Below are 15,260 nucleotides of genomic sequence, written 5' to 3'. Positions count from 1 at the left end.
GACCCATGGACGAACACGTGAACGAGAATGACCTCAGCCTGCGGGCCATGGCCGTTGCTGCCAAGGGCATCATGAGCGCAGCGGAAAATGACAGAAAAGCCGCTGAGCAGGCGATTGCGCGTCTTGGCTATCTGGAAAAACGTGTTGAGCAGAGCCTGCAACAGATTCCGACGATACTGGGCGCTTCAGCGGCGCAGATCGCAGATTCAGTGGCTTCAAAGGCGGCCGAGCAGTTGGTTGGCAGGTTCAGACAGGCCGATGCCGCGGCGCTTGATGCGGCGCAAAAGTACCAGGCCGCCAGTGACAGCCTTAAGCGTCGATTCTGGCTCAGCATCTTCGCCATTCATCTAGGTGTGGTATTGCCTCTGGCGTTGCTGTTTTTCTTTGCGGTCCCCAGCACCGATGAGATTGCGCAAAGGCAACGAGAGTTAGCGGTGCTTGAGCAAAACATAGAAGCGTTGAAACGCCAGGGTGGTGAAGCTGCCATTATTGACTGCGAGGGACGCCCGTGCGTGCGCACGCGAGAGGTCCCGGGCGAAAATCCCTATCACGATGCCGCTACAGGGAAGAAGACTTATCGGTTGATCTGGACCAAGTGAGCTTCATCAACTTTGAACTAATCACTAAGCCTGTCCACCTAACGCTTTGCACGTTGCCTCAAGCCCGGGGTTTTCCTGGGTTACCCAATCACACACGAAGGTTTGGTTAATCATGAAGAGCGAACAGGTAGAAGGCGTTGTAGAAAAGGTTGCTGGCAAAGCGCAGAGCGCAGTCGGGAAGCTTTTTGGCGATTCGAAGTTGGAAGCTGAGGGCGCTGGACGCCAGGCTGCGGGTCAACTGACGCAAACCTATGGTGACGCACTGGACAGCGTTTCTACATTCGTCAAGGAAAAACCGGTTGCTGCACTGGCAATCGGGGCTGTTGCTCTACTGGTGCTGAAGAGATTGCTTGGTCGCTGAACAGCAGTAGCTTCAATAAGATTGCTGGCACGGTAGAGACGATGGTGAACGCTAACCAGAATCAGGGGCAAATTTCTGGAGTTTCTTGCAGGCGTGGAAGGGCGTGAAGTGGAGCGGGGTATCTGCCTGTTCCTTGGGTAACCAAGTCATGCTGCCTGGCAATCGACGCGGTCTCTATGCCCTTTGCCGAGCTTGATGGGCTGAAAAGCCCTTATGTTTTCCAGGTCCCAGAAAAGCCAATGCCCCGACAAGTCGGGGCATTGGCTTTTTTATGAGCGAGTGGTCGGTTTGTATCGTTTTGTATCTGCGCTTTGGATAGATACACAGCGATTCCTTTAAGTCGGTTGATGACACATACGGGATACCTGCGGGGCTCTAAATGAACCCAACGAGAAGGCGCAAACCTTCTTCAATGGATGACTCATTTAACTCGCGGCTATCTCTGCGCGTTTCGCGACGTTGTCGACCAATGACTTATAGGAAATTCAAAATGCCTGCAGCTACGTTCGGTTTCACCTGGCGCCATTGTCTGGCTTCTTCCGTGAGAATGGGCGCTTTGGGGTTGGCCCTGATAGCCGGCAGCGGTGGTGCCTGGGCTGCTGGCCCGGCCGCCGATGCGTCAATTGCCTCGGCCTCGACCAATCCCGAATCGATTAGACCTTATCGAATTCACGTCGATGAGGCTCAATTGACCGATCTGAAAAAGCGCATTGCGGCGACCCGCTGGCCGGACAAAGAGACCGTCAGTGACGTTTCCCAAGGCGTGCAGCTGGCCCAGGTCCAGGCGCTGGTGAAGTATTGGGGCAGCGGCTATGACTGGCGCAAGGCCGAAGCGAAGCTCAATGCGCTGCCTGAATTCATCACGACTATTGACGGCGTGGATATTCAATTCATCCATGTTCGCTCGCCAAACCCCAACGCGATGCCGCTGCTTCTGACACACGGATGGCCTGGCTCACAGTTTGAGTTCCTGAAGACGATCGGCCCGCTGACGGATCCCGTTGCTTACGGCGGTAAGGTTGAAGATTCGTTCGACGTGATCATTCCATCGATTCCGGGACACGGTTTTTCCGGTAAGCCAACTGAATTGGGCTGGGGGCCGGATCGGGTCGCGAAGGCTTGGGATGTGCTCATCAAGCGTCTGGGTTATACCCACTATGTCTCCCAGGGCGGAGATCACGGTTCGGTCATATCGGATGCATTGGGCCGCCTGAATCCGCCGGGGCTGTTGGGCATTCACTTGAACATGCCGGCCACCATCCCGCCCGAATTGGTCAAGCCGATCAATAGTGGTGACCCGGCCCCTGAAGGGCTCACTAAGCCTGAACGCAAGGCGTTTGATTCCTTGAGCACCTTCTTCGGCCGCAATGCAGCATACGGCGCGATGATGGTTACGCGCCCGCAGACTATCGGTTACCTGCTGGCCGATTCGCCTACCGGAACTGCGGCGTGGATGTACGAAAAAATCGCCGCGTGGACGGACAGTGATGGCCAGCCTGAACGGGTATTGACCCGTGACGAGATGCTGGACGATATCAGCCTGTACTGGCTGACGAACGCAGGCGCATCGTCATCGCGTTTCTACTGGGAAAACAACAACAACAATTTCAGCGCTGCCGCGCAGAACACCGCAAGCATCAAGGTGCCGGTGGCGATCACGGTCTTCCCGCACGAGATCTATCAGGCGCCTAAAAGCTGGGCGCAACGCGCTTACCCATCACTTTCCTACTACAGCGAGGTTAACAAGGGCGGCCACTTCGCTTCCTGGGAGCAACCTCAATTGTTCAGCGAAGAGTTGCGGGAGGCCTTCCGGCCGCTGCGCGCCAAGCTGAGCGCAACGAAGACAGCCCAGTAGCTCACACGCAACCCAGCCAACACACCTGGCCGCTATTCGGCGGCTCGCTACGGAGAAATACCATGGAGATGACCTTGCTGAACAATCAAAATAAATCCAGCCGCCTGCGGGGTCTTGCCCCATCGCTGTTGGCAGCAGCGGTGCTGCAATTCGCGGCGGTGGCTGTCGGTTTTTCCCAAGCCAGCGCGGCTGATGTACCCGCGTCCACCATTGGGGCTATCACCCCGGGAGCTCACACCTCTCTCGGTGCACTTAAGCATGTGAAAGCGGGGCTGCTGAACGTTTCTTACGCGGAACTCGGCCCAGCCGATGGTCCTGTGGTCATTTTGTTGCACGGCTGGCCCTACGATATCAACGCATACGCTGATGTCGCTCCTGCTTTGGCGGGCAAGGGATATCGAGTGTTGATCCCTTCTGCGCGTGGTTATGGCGATACGCATTTTCTCTCGGCCAAGACTGCTCGCAATGGTCAACCTGCTGCGCTGGCGACCGACCTGATCGACTTCATGGACGCGCTGAAGATCAAGACCGCGGTGTTGGGTGGGTTTGACTGGGGCGCCCGCACTGCAGATATCGTTGCGGCACTGTGGCCGGAAAGAGTGAAAGCCCTGGTCGCTGTGAGCGGTTACCTGATAGGCAGCCAAGAGGCAGGCAAGGCGCCATTGCCGCCAGCCGCCGAACTGCAGTGGTGGTACCAGTTCTACTTCGCGACCGAGCGTGGGCGCCTGGGCTACGAGAAAAACACCCATGACTTCGCCAAGCTCATCTGGAAGCTGGCGTCGCCACAGTGGAATTTCGACGACGCCACTTATGAGCGCAGCGCGGCGTCCTTGCAAAACCCTGATCACGTGGCCGTGTCGATTTTCAACTATCGCTGGCGCCTGGGGTTGGTCAAGGGCGAGGCCAGATACGACGCGCTGGAGAAGAAACTCGCGGCATTTCCATCCATTAGTGTGCCCACCATCACCCTGGAAGGTGATGCGAACGGCGCACCGCATCCACCTGCCGAAGCGTACGCCAAGCGCTTCACTGGCAAGTATGAGTACCGATTGATCACCGGTGGAGTAGGCCACAACTTGCCGCAGGAAGCGCCGACAGCCTTCGCCCAGGCGGTGATCGACGCCGATCATCTTTGAAAACCGGCGGAGAGGATGGCGAGAATGAAGCTGAAATTTCTGGCCGCGATGTCGGCTGCCATTGCAATCGCAGCGTTGACCGCTACCGGTGTTGCCTCGGGCGACGCCAGTAAGGGCGACGCCTCGCCGATCTATGGCGTGAAATTGCCTGAAAACTACCGCCTATGGCCGCTGATTGCGCCCGCGCAGGAAGCGGCCCCCTTGAACGAACTGCGAGCCGTGCTGGGCAATGACTTGGCCATCAAGGCTTATCAGGATTCAACGCTGCCGTTCCCTGATGGCACGGTGCTGGTAAAGCTGGCCTGGAAACATGTGCAGTCCCCGGAATTCGAGCCGGCGTCCATCCCGGGGCCGGCCACCACCGTGCAGGTGATGGTCAAGGACTCGAAAAGATATGCAGCAACCGGTGGCTGGGGATTCGGGCGGTTTATCAACGGTAAACCGGCCGATGAAGCCCAACACGAAACCTGCTTCGCCTGTCACCAGGCGCGAGTGCGTAATCACGACTTTGTCTTCACGCGCTTCGCTCCCTGATTTCCCGTCAAACCCGGAGTCAACAATGAAAAAAGTATTAACCGCACTGGCCGTCGCCGTCAGCCTGAGCATGGCGACACACGCCTGGTCGCAAACTGAAAAAACCACGATTGTGCTCGTACATGGCGCCTTTGCCGATGCGTCGAGTTGGAATGGCGTCGTGAAGATTCTCGAGAAGGACGGTTACCCGGTGGTTGCCGCTGCCAACCCATTGCGCGGTGTAAAGAGCGATGGTTCGGCAATCTCGGCATTGCTGACGAGCATTCATTCGCCGGTGGTGTTGGTCGGCCACTCCTATGGCGGCAACGTTATCAGTGATGCGGCCAACGATCATGCAAACGTCAAAGCCCTGGTTTACGTCAGTGCGTTTGCACCTGAGGCCGGGGAAACCGTCGCCGGGCTGGCCGGCAAATTCCCGGGCAGCACGCTGGGTCCAACGCTGGCTGCGCCTGTACCGTTGGCCGATGGGGGCAAGGACTTGTACATCCAGCAGGATAAATTTCACAACCAGTTCGCCGCTGACGTCCCCGCGAAAGAGGCGGCATTGATGGCCGCCACCCAACGCCCGGTAACGGAAGCGGCGCTCAACGAAGCATCCGGCAGCCCTGCCTGGAAGCATATTCCGTCCTGGTACATCTACGGCGACAAGGACAAGAACATTCCCCCGCAAGCCATGGCATTCATGGCCAAGCGCGCCGCTGCCAAAGCCGTGGAAGTGGTCAAGGGCGCTTCACATGTGGTGATGGTTTCGAACCCGGAACCGGTTGCCCGCCTCATCGAAAAAGCCGCCACGGCGAAATGACACGCCAAGGGCGAAGCGGCGCTTTCAGCGCTCTACGCCGAGGCGAGTTTTGCACGTCGCCCGGCGGGTTTCGTTTTGAAGTTGTGCAACGCTGAAACGCAAGAGAGGGGGGTATTCGACGCGGCCAACGCCTGGGCACACCGGGCGTTGTGCTTATCGCGGGCAACCGCAATCAATCAGGTACGCCACGATGTGGAAGATCAATCACAGTTACATTGACGGAGCATTCGTTCCTGTTCATGGCAATGAAACGGTGCAATGCATCAATCCGGCTACCGAGGCGGTCATCGGTACGCTCACTCTGGCTGATCGTGAAGATGCCAGGCGCGCTATCGCGGCGGCTTCGCATGCTCAAGTCGCGATGGGCCGCACCTCCAAGGCCGAACGTATCGACATGCTCGAGCAGTTGCAGGCTGCCGTGCTGGCGAGCACGAATGAAATTCGCGATACCGCCATCGAAGAGTACGGTGCGCCGTTTGCCCGTGCGCAATGGGTCAGTCGCTACGCTTCACAGTCATTTACCAATGCGGCGCAGGTGTTGAAACACTTCGACCTGAGTCGTTCGGTCGGTGACGCTACCGTGGTGATGGAGCCGGTCGGAGTCGCGGCGCTGTTTGCCCCCTGGAACAGCACCGCCGGGACGATATGCAGCAAACTGGCATCGGCCATCGCGGCGGGTTGTGCCTCGGTCATCAAACCGAGCGAGTTGAGCCCCTTGCAAACCACCGTGCTCGCCCAAGCGCTGCATCGCGCAGAGTTGCCCAACGGAGTTTTCAATATTCTGTTGGGACGCGGCAGTGACGTGGGTGACGAAATCAGCGCCAGCCCACTCATCGCGAAAATTTCATTCACCGGGTCCACCGCCACCGGAAAGCTCATTGCACTTGCCGGAATCGAGACCATGAAGCGAGTGAGCCTGTCGCTCACGGGGAAGTCGGCCTCTATCATCCTGGATGACGCCGATCTCGACATCGCCATTCCCCTGGCTCTGAATGCTGCGTTCATGAACAACGGTCAGGCATGTGTCGCTGGCACACGTCTGCTGGTGCCACGCTCGCACGCCGAGGATATTATCAAGCGCGTGAAAAGCCTGGTTGAAGCGATGGTCGTCGGCGATCCGCAGGATCCGGCCACTGCTCTCGGGCCGCTGGTCAATCGCGCCCAATTCGACCGCGTACAAGCTTTCATCCGCCGCGGGCAGGCGCAAGGCGCGACGTTGATTATCGGCGGGGAGGGCAGGCCGACCGGCTTGGACAAGGGCTATTTCGTCAGGCCTACGGTCTTTGCCGACGTCAGCAATGACATGGACATCGCGCAAGAGGAGATTTTCGGCCCGGTGCTATCGATCATTGCGTATGACTCGCAAGAACAGGCGATCGCTATTGCCAATGCCAGTCTCTACGGTTTGCAGGCTTATGTGTTTACCCGGCAACCGGAACGTGCCCAACGCCTGGCGACCCAGCTGCAGGCCGGCTCGGTGTTGATCAACAGAATTTCGCCAGAGCTGCTGGCGCCGTTCGGCGGGGTAAAGCAGTCCGGTGTCGGCCGGGAGTTTGGAGTCTTTGGGCTGGAAGCATTTCTTGAGGCCAAAAGCATCGTGTCGGATTAGCCTGGGGTTGGCGGGAGAGGGTGGTCGCGCAACCCAGGCCGCAGGAGAAAAAGCTAATGGCCCACAGCACGTTGCCTGTGGGCCATGGGTTTTCAAGGGTTACGCGGCTGGAGCTTTCGCCTCCTGCAGCAGTTGCTGAATCATCTTTTCCTGCGTCTCGTAGCGACCTTCTCCGAAGTGGGTGAAACGCACTTGCCCTTTGGCGTCGATCAGGTAGTGCGCGGGCCAGTACTGGTTATCGAAGTTGCGCCAGATCGCGTAGTTGTTATCGATGGCTACCGGGTAAGTGATGCCGAGCTTTTTCACCTCATCCCTGACATTGCTGATGATGCGTTCAAAACCGTATTCCGGGGTGTGGACGCCGATTACCACCAAGCCATCCTTCTCGTACTTCCGCGCCCAGTCCTTCACGTACGGCAGGGTGTGCTGGCAATTGATGCAGTCGTAAGTCCAGAAATCGACGAGCACCACTTTGCCTCTGAGCGATTCACTGGTCAGTGCGGGCGAATTGAGCCATTCCACGGCGCCGGACAGCGACGGCATCGGGCCTCGGGCGTTGTCGAGGGTGGGTTCGGCCTTGGCCTTGCTTACCAAGTATTCGACGACTTTGGGGACGCTTTGCAGCACGCCTTTTTCCAGCACGCTGACGCCTTCGGACGACGCCCCGGCCAACAGCGTCTTGTCGGCACCGGTAGAAATCATCAGCGCTGCGGCCAGGACCGCAAAACCGGTGACGCGCCGCAGCCAACCAGTGACCGGAATCGAGGCCTTCAGGCGATTGACTAAACCGCGTCCGGCGAAAATCAGCGTACCCAAAGACAGTGCACTGCCCAGGCCGTAGGCCACCAGCAGCAGGCTGGTTTGCGCATTGGCGCCTTGCAGCATGGCGCGGGTAAGGATCACCCCGAGGATCGGCCCGGCGCACGGCGCCCAGAGTAGGCCGGTGGCGACGCCGATCATCAGTGAACCCAGCGGCCCGGACATTTTGCGCGTCTGGGGGTCGAGGCGATTGCCCAGTAACACGAACGGGCTGGCCAGCCAGCCACTGATTCGTGCCGAGATCAGCGACAAGGCAAACAGCGCCATCACCACCAGTGCCACATAACGCCCGGCGTTGTTGGCCTGAATCACCCATTCACTGCTGACCACGGCCAGGCTGGAAATCAGCGCGAAGGTCAGAACCATGCCACCAAGGGTAAGCAGGATCGAGGAGCGTGTGCGGTCGATACCGGCGAACAGAAATGGCACGACCGGCAGGATACAAGGGCTGAGGACGGTCAATAAGCCGCCCAGGAATGCGATGAGGAACATAAGGGTCTCCTGATGAAATGTGGGCAGGGCTCAGTTATCGCTGTGGCATTCGGCAAATTTGCGGTAGTTCAGGATCTCGGTCTTGCCCTGCGAATTCAGGTAGGTCAGCTGGGCATCGACAATGTCGCAGGCAGCCCCGGCATCCTGTGTCAATGCCACCACTTTCTGGATGTCCAGGTGCGTGCCGTAGGTGTAGGTCTGCGGCGTGACGTCGGCTTCGGCGCGGGCCGAGAAGGTGCAGATATTCAGGGCGGCAAACAGGCAAGTGGCATAGAGGGTATTGGTGTTCATGGTCGTTTCCTCAAGGCTTCAAGGGTTGGGTAGTTCAGTTGAGCCGAGGCGCTAGGGTTGGCCTCGATGTGGCTCATTAGAAGCCCGCGAGGTATCTCGTCTGTGTCAAAAACAGGCGCGGATAAATCGGTTCGTATCAGGACCCCGTCCCGATACACAGCCATACAAAACCTAGGAAATTGTTGTTTTGCCTCTGCATGTATCCTTCGCCACAGCAGATACACTGCAATACAAACCGCCGCGGGCGAACGGGCTCAGTCCCTATAGACTGAGCCGCAATTCCCATTGACAGAGGCTTGGCCCATGGAACACGTTGATCACATCCTCATCGTGGACGATGACCGTGAGATTCGAGAGATGGTAGGCAACTACCTGAAAAAGAACGGCCTGCGGACCACCGTGGTTGCCGATGGCCGCCAGATGCGCTCGTTTCTCGAGGCCACGCCGGTAGACCTGATCGTGCTGGACATCATGATGCCCGGCGACGATGGCCTGGTGCTCTGCCGCGACATTCGCGCCGGCAAACACAAGGCCACGCCGGTGCTGATGCTGACCGCCCGCAACGACGAAACCGATCGCATCATCGGCTTGGAAATGGGCGCCGACGATTACCTGGTCAAGCCGTTCGCCGCCCGTGAATTGCTGGCGCGCATCAACGCTGTGCTGCGCCGCACGCGCATGCTGCCGCCCAACCTGGTTGTTACCGAAACCGGAAGGTTGCTGGGGTTCGGGCGCTGGCGCCTGGACACATCCGCCCGCCATCTGCTCGATAACGACGGCACCATGGTCGCCCTCAGCGGCGCCGAATATCGCCTGCTGCGGGTGTTCCTCGATCATCCGCAACGGGTACTCAATCGCGACCAGTTGCTCAACCTGACCCAGGGCCGTGACGCCGACCTGTTCGACCGTTCCATTGATCTGCTGGTCAGCCGCCTGCGCCAACGCCTGCTTGACGATGCCCGCGAGCCGGCTTACATCAAAACCGTGCGCAGCGAAGGGTATGTCTTCTCGCTGCCAGTGGAAGTGCTTGGAGCACCGGCATGAAGCCTTCGCTGCATTGGCCTCGTACCCTCATCTCGCGGCTGTCGCTGATCTTTCTGGTCGGGTTGACCCTGGCGCAAGCCTTGTCCTTCGGCGTGCAGTATTACGAGCGTTACGAAACCGCGAAAAACACCATGCTCGGTAACCTGGAAACCGATGTATCGACGTCCATTGCCATCCTTGACCGCTTGCCCGCCGAGGAACGCATGAGTTGGTTGAAACAACTGGATCGACGCAATTACCGCTATTTGCTCGGCGAAGGCTCGCCAGGCGTCGCTCTGCGTGACACGCCGATTGCAGTGACCTCGATCAAGGAGGCCATCGGCAAGGATTACCCGATGACCGTGACAGACATTCCCGGGGCTATCAAACATTTCCAGGTCCATCTGAAACTGGCCGACGGCAGCCCGGTGACCATCGACGTGCGCCCCTCGATGGTGCCGTTGTCGCCGTGGCTGCCGGTGGTTTTGCTGGGCCAGTTGGCCTTGATGATTCTATGCACGTGGCTGGCTGTGCGTATTGCCATACGCCCGCTGACCCGACTGGCCCAGGCCGTGGAAAACCTTGATCCCAACACTCACCCGGTGCATCTGGATGAACAAGGCCCGTCCGAAGTCGCACACGCTGCCATCGCCTTTAATGCCATGCAGGCGCGCATTGCGGCCTATCTGAAAGAACGCATGCAACTGCTGGCGGCGATTTCCCACGACCTGCAAACCCCGATCACGCGCATGAAGCTGCGTGCCGAGTTGATGGACGACTGCGGTGACAAAGACAAATTGTGGAATGACCTCGGCGAGATGGAACATCTGGTGCGTGAAGGCGTTGCCTATGCCCGCAGCGTGCATGGCGCCACCGAGGAAAGCCGCCGTACCGATCTTGATTCATTCCTCGACAGCCTCGTGTTCGACTACCAGGACATGGGCAAGGACGTGCAGCTCAGCGGCAAAAGCAACGCAGTGATTCACACGCGGCCCCACGCGCTGCGCCGAGTGCTAGTAAACCTCACGGATAACGCGCTCAAATTCGCCGGTGCAGCGCAACTGCGGGTGGAGCCGAAGGAGGGCGACAGCCTCTCGGTGACCGTGATGGATCGTGGTCCCGGCATTGCCGAAGAGGAGCTGGCCCGTGTGATTGAGCCATTTTACCGCGTGGAAAATTCGCGCAACCGCAGCACCGGCGGCACGGGCCTGGGCCTGGCTATCGCCCAGCAACTGGCACAAGCCCTCGGCGGCACCCTGACCTTGAGAAACCGCGAAGGCGGCGGACTGTGCGCTGAACTGAGATTACCGACGCGCTCATCGTAGGAGGAGCGAATAATGCAGGATTCGTTCAATCTGTCCCGTTTCGTCGAGGCGCAGCGCCGGGTGTTCAGTCGGGTCATGGACGAGCTGCGCGCGGGCCGCAAGACGAGCCATTGGACGTGGTTTGTCTTCCCCGCAAACGCAGGGGCTGGGTCGCTCCGCTCAAAGCTGATCTTTCATCCGGCTCGTAATCAATAAAGGCTGCCTGCTCACCCCCGACTGGCTGCACCACTCAAGCGCAGACATACCAAACCAGCGATGAAACGCCCGCGAAAAAGTGCTGACATCGGCGTAACCCAGCAGATGCGCCACGTGTGTAAGACTGACTGTCGGAACCAGCAGGTAATTGCGTGCCAGTTGTTGGCGAGTCTCATCCAGCAACTGCTGAAAAGACGTATTTTCTTGAGCCAAGTGGCGCTGCAAGGTTCTTGGGGTGACTGCCATGCAATCGGCCACCTTGTCGATCGTTGCACGTCCGCTGGGCAACAAGTTACGCAGCAATTGCCTGACGTAGCCAGGCATCACGTCTGTCGACAAGCGCTCTATACCTGATAGATGTGTAGCAAGAATCTGATGTAGTGCTTCGCTGGAGCGATCCAGTGGTTGCGCCAGCACGCATGCGTCAAATAGCAGACCAGTACGTGCTGCTGAGAACGTTGGTGTAATACCCAGTGCCTGGCGATAGCCCCACTCATCGGCAAGGGGCGGATGACGAAGCATTACCGCCTCAGGTTGCCATTGATCCCCCGCCAACGCGAGCATCAGTTTTAAACCGACACCACACGCCAGTTCTTCTGCTTGAGGCAATCCGACAATCGACATCTCATCGGTTCGATAACTCAGCAACGCGACGCCTTCGACAACCTCCAAATCAACCTGTGCCGCGCCGTTGTACAGCCCGAAATTCGCGCGCAGTTCGAGCAATGCATCGCCGATGGTTCGAGCGTTGTGGATCAGGAAAAACATATCACCGAAGACGTCGACACCTTGGTGGAGCCCGAATTCCAGGCCGAACAATGCGTTATTCGAACGCTGCCGGCACATTTGCAACAAGCTGCAATATTGTTGGAAGGAGAGGATATCTTCCGGGCGCTGCAGCGACATCGCAGGCACACGGGCCTGTAGCAGTATACGGCTTGGGTCCAGACCCTGACGCCGGGCAAATTGATCGAACCCTGTCAGACTGATTGCACGAATAAATGGATTGGACGCCATTTTTTACCCAAGAGTTTGTTGCATGCGCTGCTTCCACTTCTGCGGGCTGACGCCATTCCAGCGCGTGAAAGCCCGGGAAAAGGTGCTCAGGTCGGCATAACCCAACATACCTGCCAGCTGTGTCAGGCTGATCGATGAGTCGCAGAGGTAGCGTGCGGCCATCGTCTGGCGCGTTTCGTCCAGCAGCTCCTGAAATCGCGTGTTTTGTGCCCGAAGATAACGTTGCAAGGTGCGCGGGCTGATCATCATGTACTTGGCCATGTCGCGAAGCGTGACCGGACCATTGGCAAGCTCATTGCGTAGCCTTTTTTGCACATAAGACGGTAATTCTTGCAGTGTTACGCGCGCTAACTTGTCGATCTGTTGCTGGGCTAATAGTTGACACCTGAAGTCTGTAGCTCCGAGAGGTCTCGCCAGTAATGACTCATCGAAAACCCAGGCATTGACGGTGCTGTCAAAGCGCGGAGGGACACCCAGCAGCGTGCGATAGGCAATGCGGCTGGCCGGAGCGCTGTGGCGCAACATCAGAGCTCTCGGTTTCCAGGCGTACCCTAGCAGTTCGCGGAGCAAGCATGCGGCAACTCCCATCGCCAGTTCCACTGTCTGATGTACTGAGGCCAACGTACCGTCAATGACTTCGTACACAAGAAGGGCACTGCCGCCTCGGCGTTCAAGGCGCACTAGTGCGCCGTCACTGTGTATATGGAAATAGCGTGTCAGCAGATTCAGCGATTCGCCCACATTGGCCGCGTTACGCATGGCGTACAGCAGAGTGCCTAGACTTTGCGTGCCTTGGTGCAAGCCTAACTGTAAGCCGAACAAGGGATTGCTCGACCGTAACGCACATAACTGGACCAACGCATTGAATTGAGCGCCGGATACTTGAGCGTTCAGCGGATCTTCGGGCAGGTCTACCTCCGCCAGCGCCGAAACCGGATCAATCCCCTGACTGGTAGCAAACGCCTTGAAACCAAGCAAAGCAACACCACGCACTGTGGACATCATCTGAGCCTCTCGAATGAAATACTGCCTTTGGCCTTAGAAGTATTGGCACGATATGCAAAATCTCTGGCGCGATATGCAAAGCTTTCACCCTTGTCCCGAGACCACACTCGAACGACCAATAACAAAAGACCTGCGTTCGGCCCAAGGCTGGACGATGGAGGTATACGATGCGTCGGTTTCTGTTCGCTTTGCTGGTGGTCGCGCTGATTTCGGGTGCGCTGTATGTTCAGCCACGGCCCGCTGACCACAATGTTGTTCATCATGCCAATCACCCGCCGGTTGCCAGCATCAGCGATGCCTTCACGCATTTCTGAGGACTGAAGCGTGCTCCTGCACAGAGGCGTGCTCGCGGAACTCGCCACTAGAAAGTGCTCCGTGCAGGAACATTTGCTCCAGCGTTCGGGCCGACTCGGCGTTGGCTGCACGCCCGCGCTGTTCGGCATCCACCAAGCCGTAGACCAGGGTGATGAACAGCTCGGTAAAAATCGCTGCGGTAATGTCGATGCGAAACAGTCCTCTTTGCTGACCTCTGAGGAAGAACTCGTCTAGCGCCGCCAGGTAAAACTGCCAGCGTGTGTCACCCCGTTCGAAGTCGAGGAAGTCTGGGCGGTATTGCGCCATAAGAAAGGCAAGCAATTCGCGATGAGCCAATTGCTCGCGGATCAATCGACGCAGCGCGTCCAAGGGCTGCAGGTGCTGCAAACCGGCGCTGCGGATAATCAGATTGAGCGTACTTTCGGCGTACTCCTCCAGTCTCTGCCCTAGATTTTCCCGTGTCCCACAGTAGCGGTGCAGGGTCGCTTTACTCATGCCCGCCAGTTGCGCCAGCTCTTTCATTGTCGCCCGGGGGCGATTGACAACCGCCATAGTCAGCGACTTGAGCATTTGTTCATCATGGGAATTGGGTGTCATCACCACGCCTTTAGCGATGTTTATACAGGGATCACAATATTCTCATATGAGACAATGTTGACTCATTAGAGTTTGCAAAGTAGCATCCGCACCAAGTTCAATCAAGCCTTGGGTGAGAGATGGGAAATTTGCGTGCGATAGGGATGGCAGGCTCGCTGGCAGCGGCCATTGCGCTGGCCGGGTGTGGGCCGTCGAATGAACAAACGGATGTGGCCGAAGTGGCGCGTGCTGTAGAGGTGCTGGCAGTAAAGACGGAGCCTCTGGCTCTGACTTCGGATTTGCCGGGCAGGGTAGAGCCCATGCGAGTCGCCGAGGTGCGCGCGCGCGTGCCAGGCATCGTGATGCAAAAGCGTTTTGAAGAGGGCGCGGATGTCAAAGCCGGGGACCTGCTGTTCCAGATCGACCCGGCGCCGCTAAAGGCGGCCTTGTCGCGAGCAGAGGGTGAATTGGCCCGCACCCAGGCCGTCGCACTTGAGGCACAGGCGCGGGTCAAGCGCTATGAACCGTTGGTGAAGGTCGAGGCGGTCAGCCAGCAAGACTTCGACAGTGCCATGGCCGACCTGCGCAGCGCCCAGGCGGCCACGCGCTCGGCTCAGGCCGATCTGCAAAGCGCGCGCTTGAACCTTGGTTATGCTTCGGTGACTGCACCGATTTCCGGGCGTGTCGGCCGTGCACTGGTAACCGAAGGTGCGTTGGTCGGTCAGGGGGACGCGACGTTGATGGCGCGGATTCAACAGCTTGATCCGGTCTATGTCGATTTCACTCAGTCGGCCGCCGACGCGCTGCGCCTGCGCGAATCGCTCAATGGCGGAAAACTCTCCGCTGATGACAGTAAGACGTTGTCGATTCGTGTCGACGGCACCGCTTTTGAGCGTCAGGGCGCACTGATGTTTACCGATATCGCCGTTGATCGCGGCACCGGGCAGGTGTCATTACGCGGCAAGTTCGCCAACAGCGACGGCGTGTTGCTGCCGGGCATGTTCGTGCGCGTGCGCACGCCTCAAGGCACCGACAAACAGGCCATTCTCGTGCCCCAGCGCTCGGTGCAGCGCGGCAGCGATGGCGGCGCGCAGGTCATGGTCGTCGGCGCCGACGGCCGCGCCGAAGCGCGCAATGTGGCGACCGGTTCCATGCAGGGTTCGCGCTGGCAGATCAGTGAAGGCCTGAAGGCTGGCGATCAGGTGATTGTCAGCGGACTGAGCGGCCTGCAACCAGGTGCCAAGGTCGTACCCGCCCAGCCCCAAGCCCAGGCTCAGTCGCCTGAGTCGCACCAGTAAGGGCGCCG

General features: G+C 58.5%; 16 protein-coding genes and 2 pseudogenes. 13 read left to right on the top strand and 5 right to left on the bottom strand.

Annotated elements, in window-relative coordinates; genetic code table 11:
- Nucleotides 1–5: 5 nt before the first annotated feature.
- From BT204_RS09915 to BT204_RS09885, 8 genes and pseudogenes are all read left to right on the top strand, one after another.
- The gene (locus BT204_RS09915; protein WP_072446665.1) at nt 6–599 is read left to right on the top strand and encodes a hypothetical protein; all 594 of its coding nucleotides are present in this window, start codon (nt 6–8) and stop codon (nt 597–599) included.
- 112 nt (nt 600–711) lie between these two features.
- Nucleotides 712–960, top strand: coding sequence for a CsbD family protein (locus BT204_RS09910; RefSeq protein ID WP_014718439.1), 249 nt, complete (start codon nt 712–714; stop codon nt 958–960).
- 490 nt (nt 961–1,450) lie between these two features.
- The gene (locus tag BT204_RS09905; RefSeq protein WP_072446664.1) at nt 1,451–2,815 is read left to right on the top strand and encodes an epoxide hydrolase family protein; all 1,365 of its coding nucleotides are present in this window, start codon (nt 1,451–1,453) and stop codon (nt 2,813–2,815) included.
- A gap of 62 nt (nt 2,816–2,877) precedes the next feature.
- Nucleotides 2,878–3,951 carry an alpha/beta fold hydrolase gene (locus BT204_RS09900; protein WP_072446662.1) on the top strand — a complete coding sequence of 358 codons (1,074 nt, stop codon included), beginning with the start codon at nt 2,878–2,880 and terminating at the stop codon, nt 3,949–3,951.
- A 24-nt stretch (nt 3,952–3,975) separates the two neighbouring features.
- Nucleotides 3,976–4,485 (top strand): cytochrome P460 family protein, encoded by a 510-nt coding sequence (locus BT204_RS09895; RefSeq protein ID WP_072446660.1) that lies wholly within the window; start codon nt 3,976–3,978, stop codon nt 4,483–4,485.
- Nucleotides 4,486–4,510: 25 nt separating this feature from the next.
- Nucleotides 4,511–5,287 (top strand): alpha/beta fold hydrolase, encoded by a 777-nt coding sequence (locus BT204_RS09890; RefSeq protein WP_072446658.1) that lies wholly within the window; start codon nt 4,511–4,513, stop codon nt 5,285–5,287.
- Nucleotides 5,288–5,299: 12 nt separating this feature from the next.
- Nucleotides 5,300–5,377: pseudogene (locus BT204_RS28100) on the top strand (creatininase family protein); the annotation flags it as partial.
- 100 nt (nt 5,378–5,477) lie between these two features.
- Nucleotides 5,478–6,896 (top strand): aldehyde dehydrogenase family protein, encoded by a 1,419-nt coding sequence (locus BT204_RS09885; RefSeq protein ID WP_072446657.1) that lies wholly within the window; start codon nt 5,478–5,480, stop codon nt 6,894–6,896.
- 99 nt (nt 6,897–6,995) lie between these two features.
- Here the strand turns inward: BT204_RS09885 and BT204_RS09880 are convergent, their stop codons facing one another.
- Both BT204_RS09880 and BT204_RS09875 read right to left on the bottom strand, forming a co-directional pair.
- Nucleotides 6,996–8,207 (bottom strand): cytochrome c biogenesis protein DipZ, encoded by a 1,212-nt coding sequence (locus BT204_RS09880; RefSeq protein WP_072446655.1) that lies wholly within the window; start codon nt 8,205–8,207, stop codon nt 6,996–6,998.
- Nucleotides 8,208–8,237: 30 nt separating this feature from the next.
- Complete coding sequence (locus BT204_RS09875) at nt 8,238–8,498, bottom strand: DUF2790 domain-containing protein (protein ID WP_072446653.1); 261 nt, start codon at nt 8,496–8,498, stop codon at nt 8,238–8,240.
- A gap of 303 nt (nt 8,499–8,801) precedes the next feature.
- On the opposite strand from BT204_RS09875, the gene BT204_RS09870 reads away from it, so the two are divergent.
- From BT204_RS09870 to BT204_RS09860, 3 genes and pseudogenes are all read left to right on the top strand, one after another.
- On the top strand, nt 8,802–9,542 hold the full coding sequence (locus BT204_RS09870) for a response regulator (protein WP_054898507.1): 741 nt from the start codon (nt 8,802–8,804) through the stop codon (nt 9,540–9,542).
- Complete coding sequence (locus BT204_RS09865) at nt 9,539–10,846, top strand: sensor histidine kinase (protein WP_072446651.1); 1,308 nt, start codon at nt 9,539–9,541, stop codon at nt 10,844–10,846. Before BT204_RS09870 ends, BT204_RS09865 begins: the two co-directional genes overlap by 4 nt.
- Before the next feature lie 12 nt (nt 10,847–10,858).
- A pseudogene (locus BT204_RS09860) lies at nt 10,859–10,996 on the top strand (DUF1810 family protein); the annotation flags it as partial.
- A 9-nt stretch (nt 10,997–11,005) separates the two neighbouring features.
- On the opposite strand, the gene BT204_RS09855 reads toward BT204_RS09860, so the two are convergent.
- On the bottom strand, nt 11,006–12,058 hold the full coding sequence (locus BT204_RS09855; protein WP_072446649.1) for an AraC family transcriptional regulator: 1,053 nt from the start codon (nt 12,056–12,058) through the stop codon (nt 11,006–11,008).
- A gap of 3 nt (nt 12,059–12,061) precedes the next feature.
- Nucleotides 12,062–13,060, bottom strand: a complete 999-nt coding sequence (locus BT204_RS09850; protein WP_233453307.1) for an AraC family transcriptional regulator — start codon at nt 13,058–13,060, stop codon at nt 12,062–12,064.
- 170 nt (nt 13,061–13,230) lie between these two features.
- On the opposite strand from BT204_RS09850, the gene BT204_RS27855 reads away from it, so the two are divergent.
- A complete protein-coding gene (locus BT204_RS27855) occupies nt 13,231–13,377 on the top strand; it encodes a hypothetical protein (protein WP_169918921.1) in 147 nt (48 codons plus the stop codon).
- Here the strand turns inward: BT204_RS27855 and BT204_RS09845 are convergent.
- A complete protein-coding gene (locus BT204_RS09845) occupies nt 13,364–13,975 on the bottom strand; it encodes a TetR/AcrR family transcriptional regulator (protein ID WP_072446645.1) in 612 nt (203 codons plus the stop codon). The two genes, BT204_RS27855 and BT204_RS09845, sit on opposite strands and share 14 nt — an antisense overlap.
- Before the next feature lie 119 nt (nt 13,976–14,094).
- Here BT204_RS09845 and BT204_RS09840 point away from each other — a divergent pair, with 119 nt between their 5' ends.
- The gene (locus BT204_RS09840) at nt 14,095–15,252 is read left to right on the top strand and encodes a MexC family multidrug efflux RND transporter periplasmic adaptor subunit (RefSeq protein ID WP_072446643.1); all 1,158 of its coding nucleotides are present in this window, start codon (nt 14,095–14,097) and stop codon (nt 15,250–15,252) included.
- Nucleotides 15,253–15,260 lie beyond the last annotated feature (8 nt).

The sequence above is a fragment of the Pseudomonas sp. NFPP02 genome (assembly GCF_900119355.1).
Classification (GTDB): domain Bacteria; phylum Pseudomonadota; class Gammaproteobacteria; order Pseudomonadales; family Pseudomonadaceae; genus Aquipseudomonas; species Aquipseudomonas paracarnis.
Note: the sequence above shows the minus strand (reverse complement) of the source record. Positions and strands in the feature narration are given on the sequence as shown.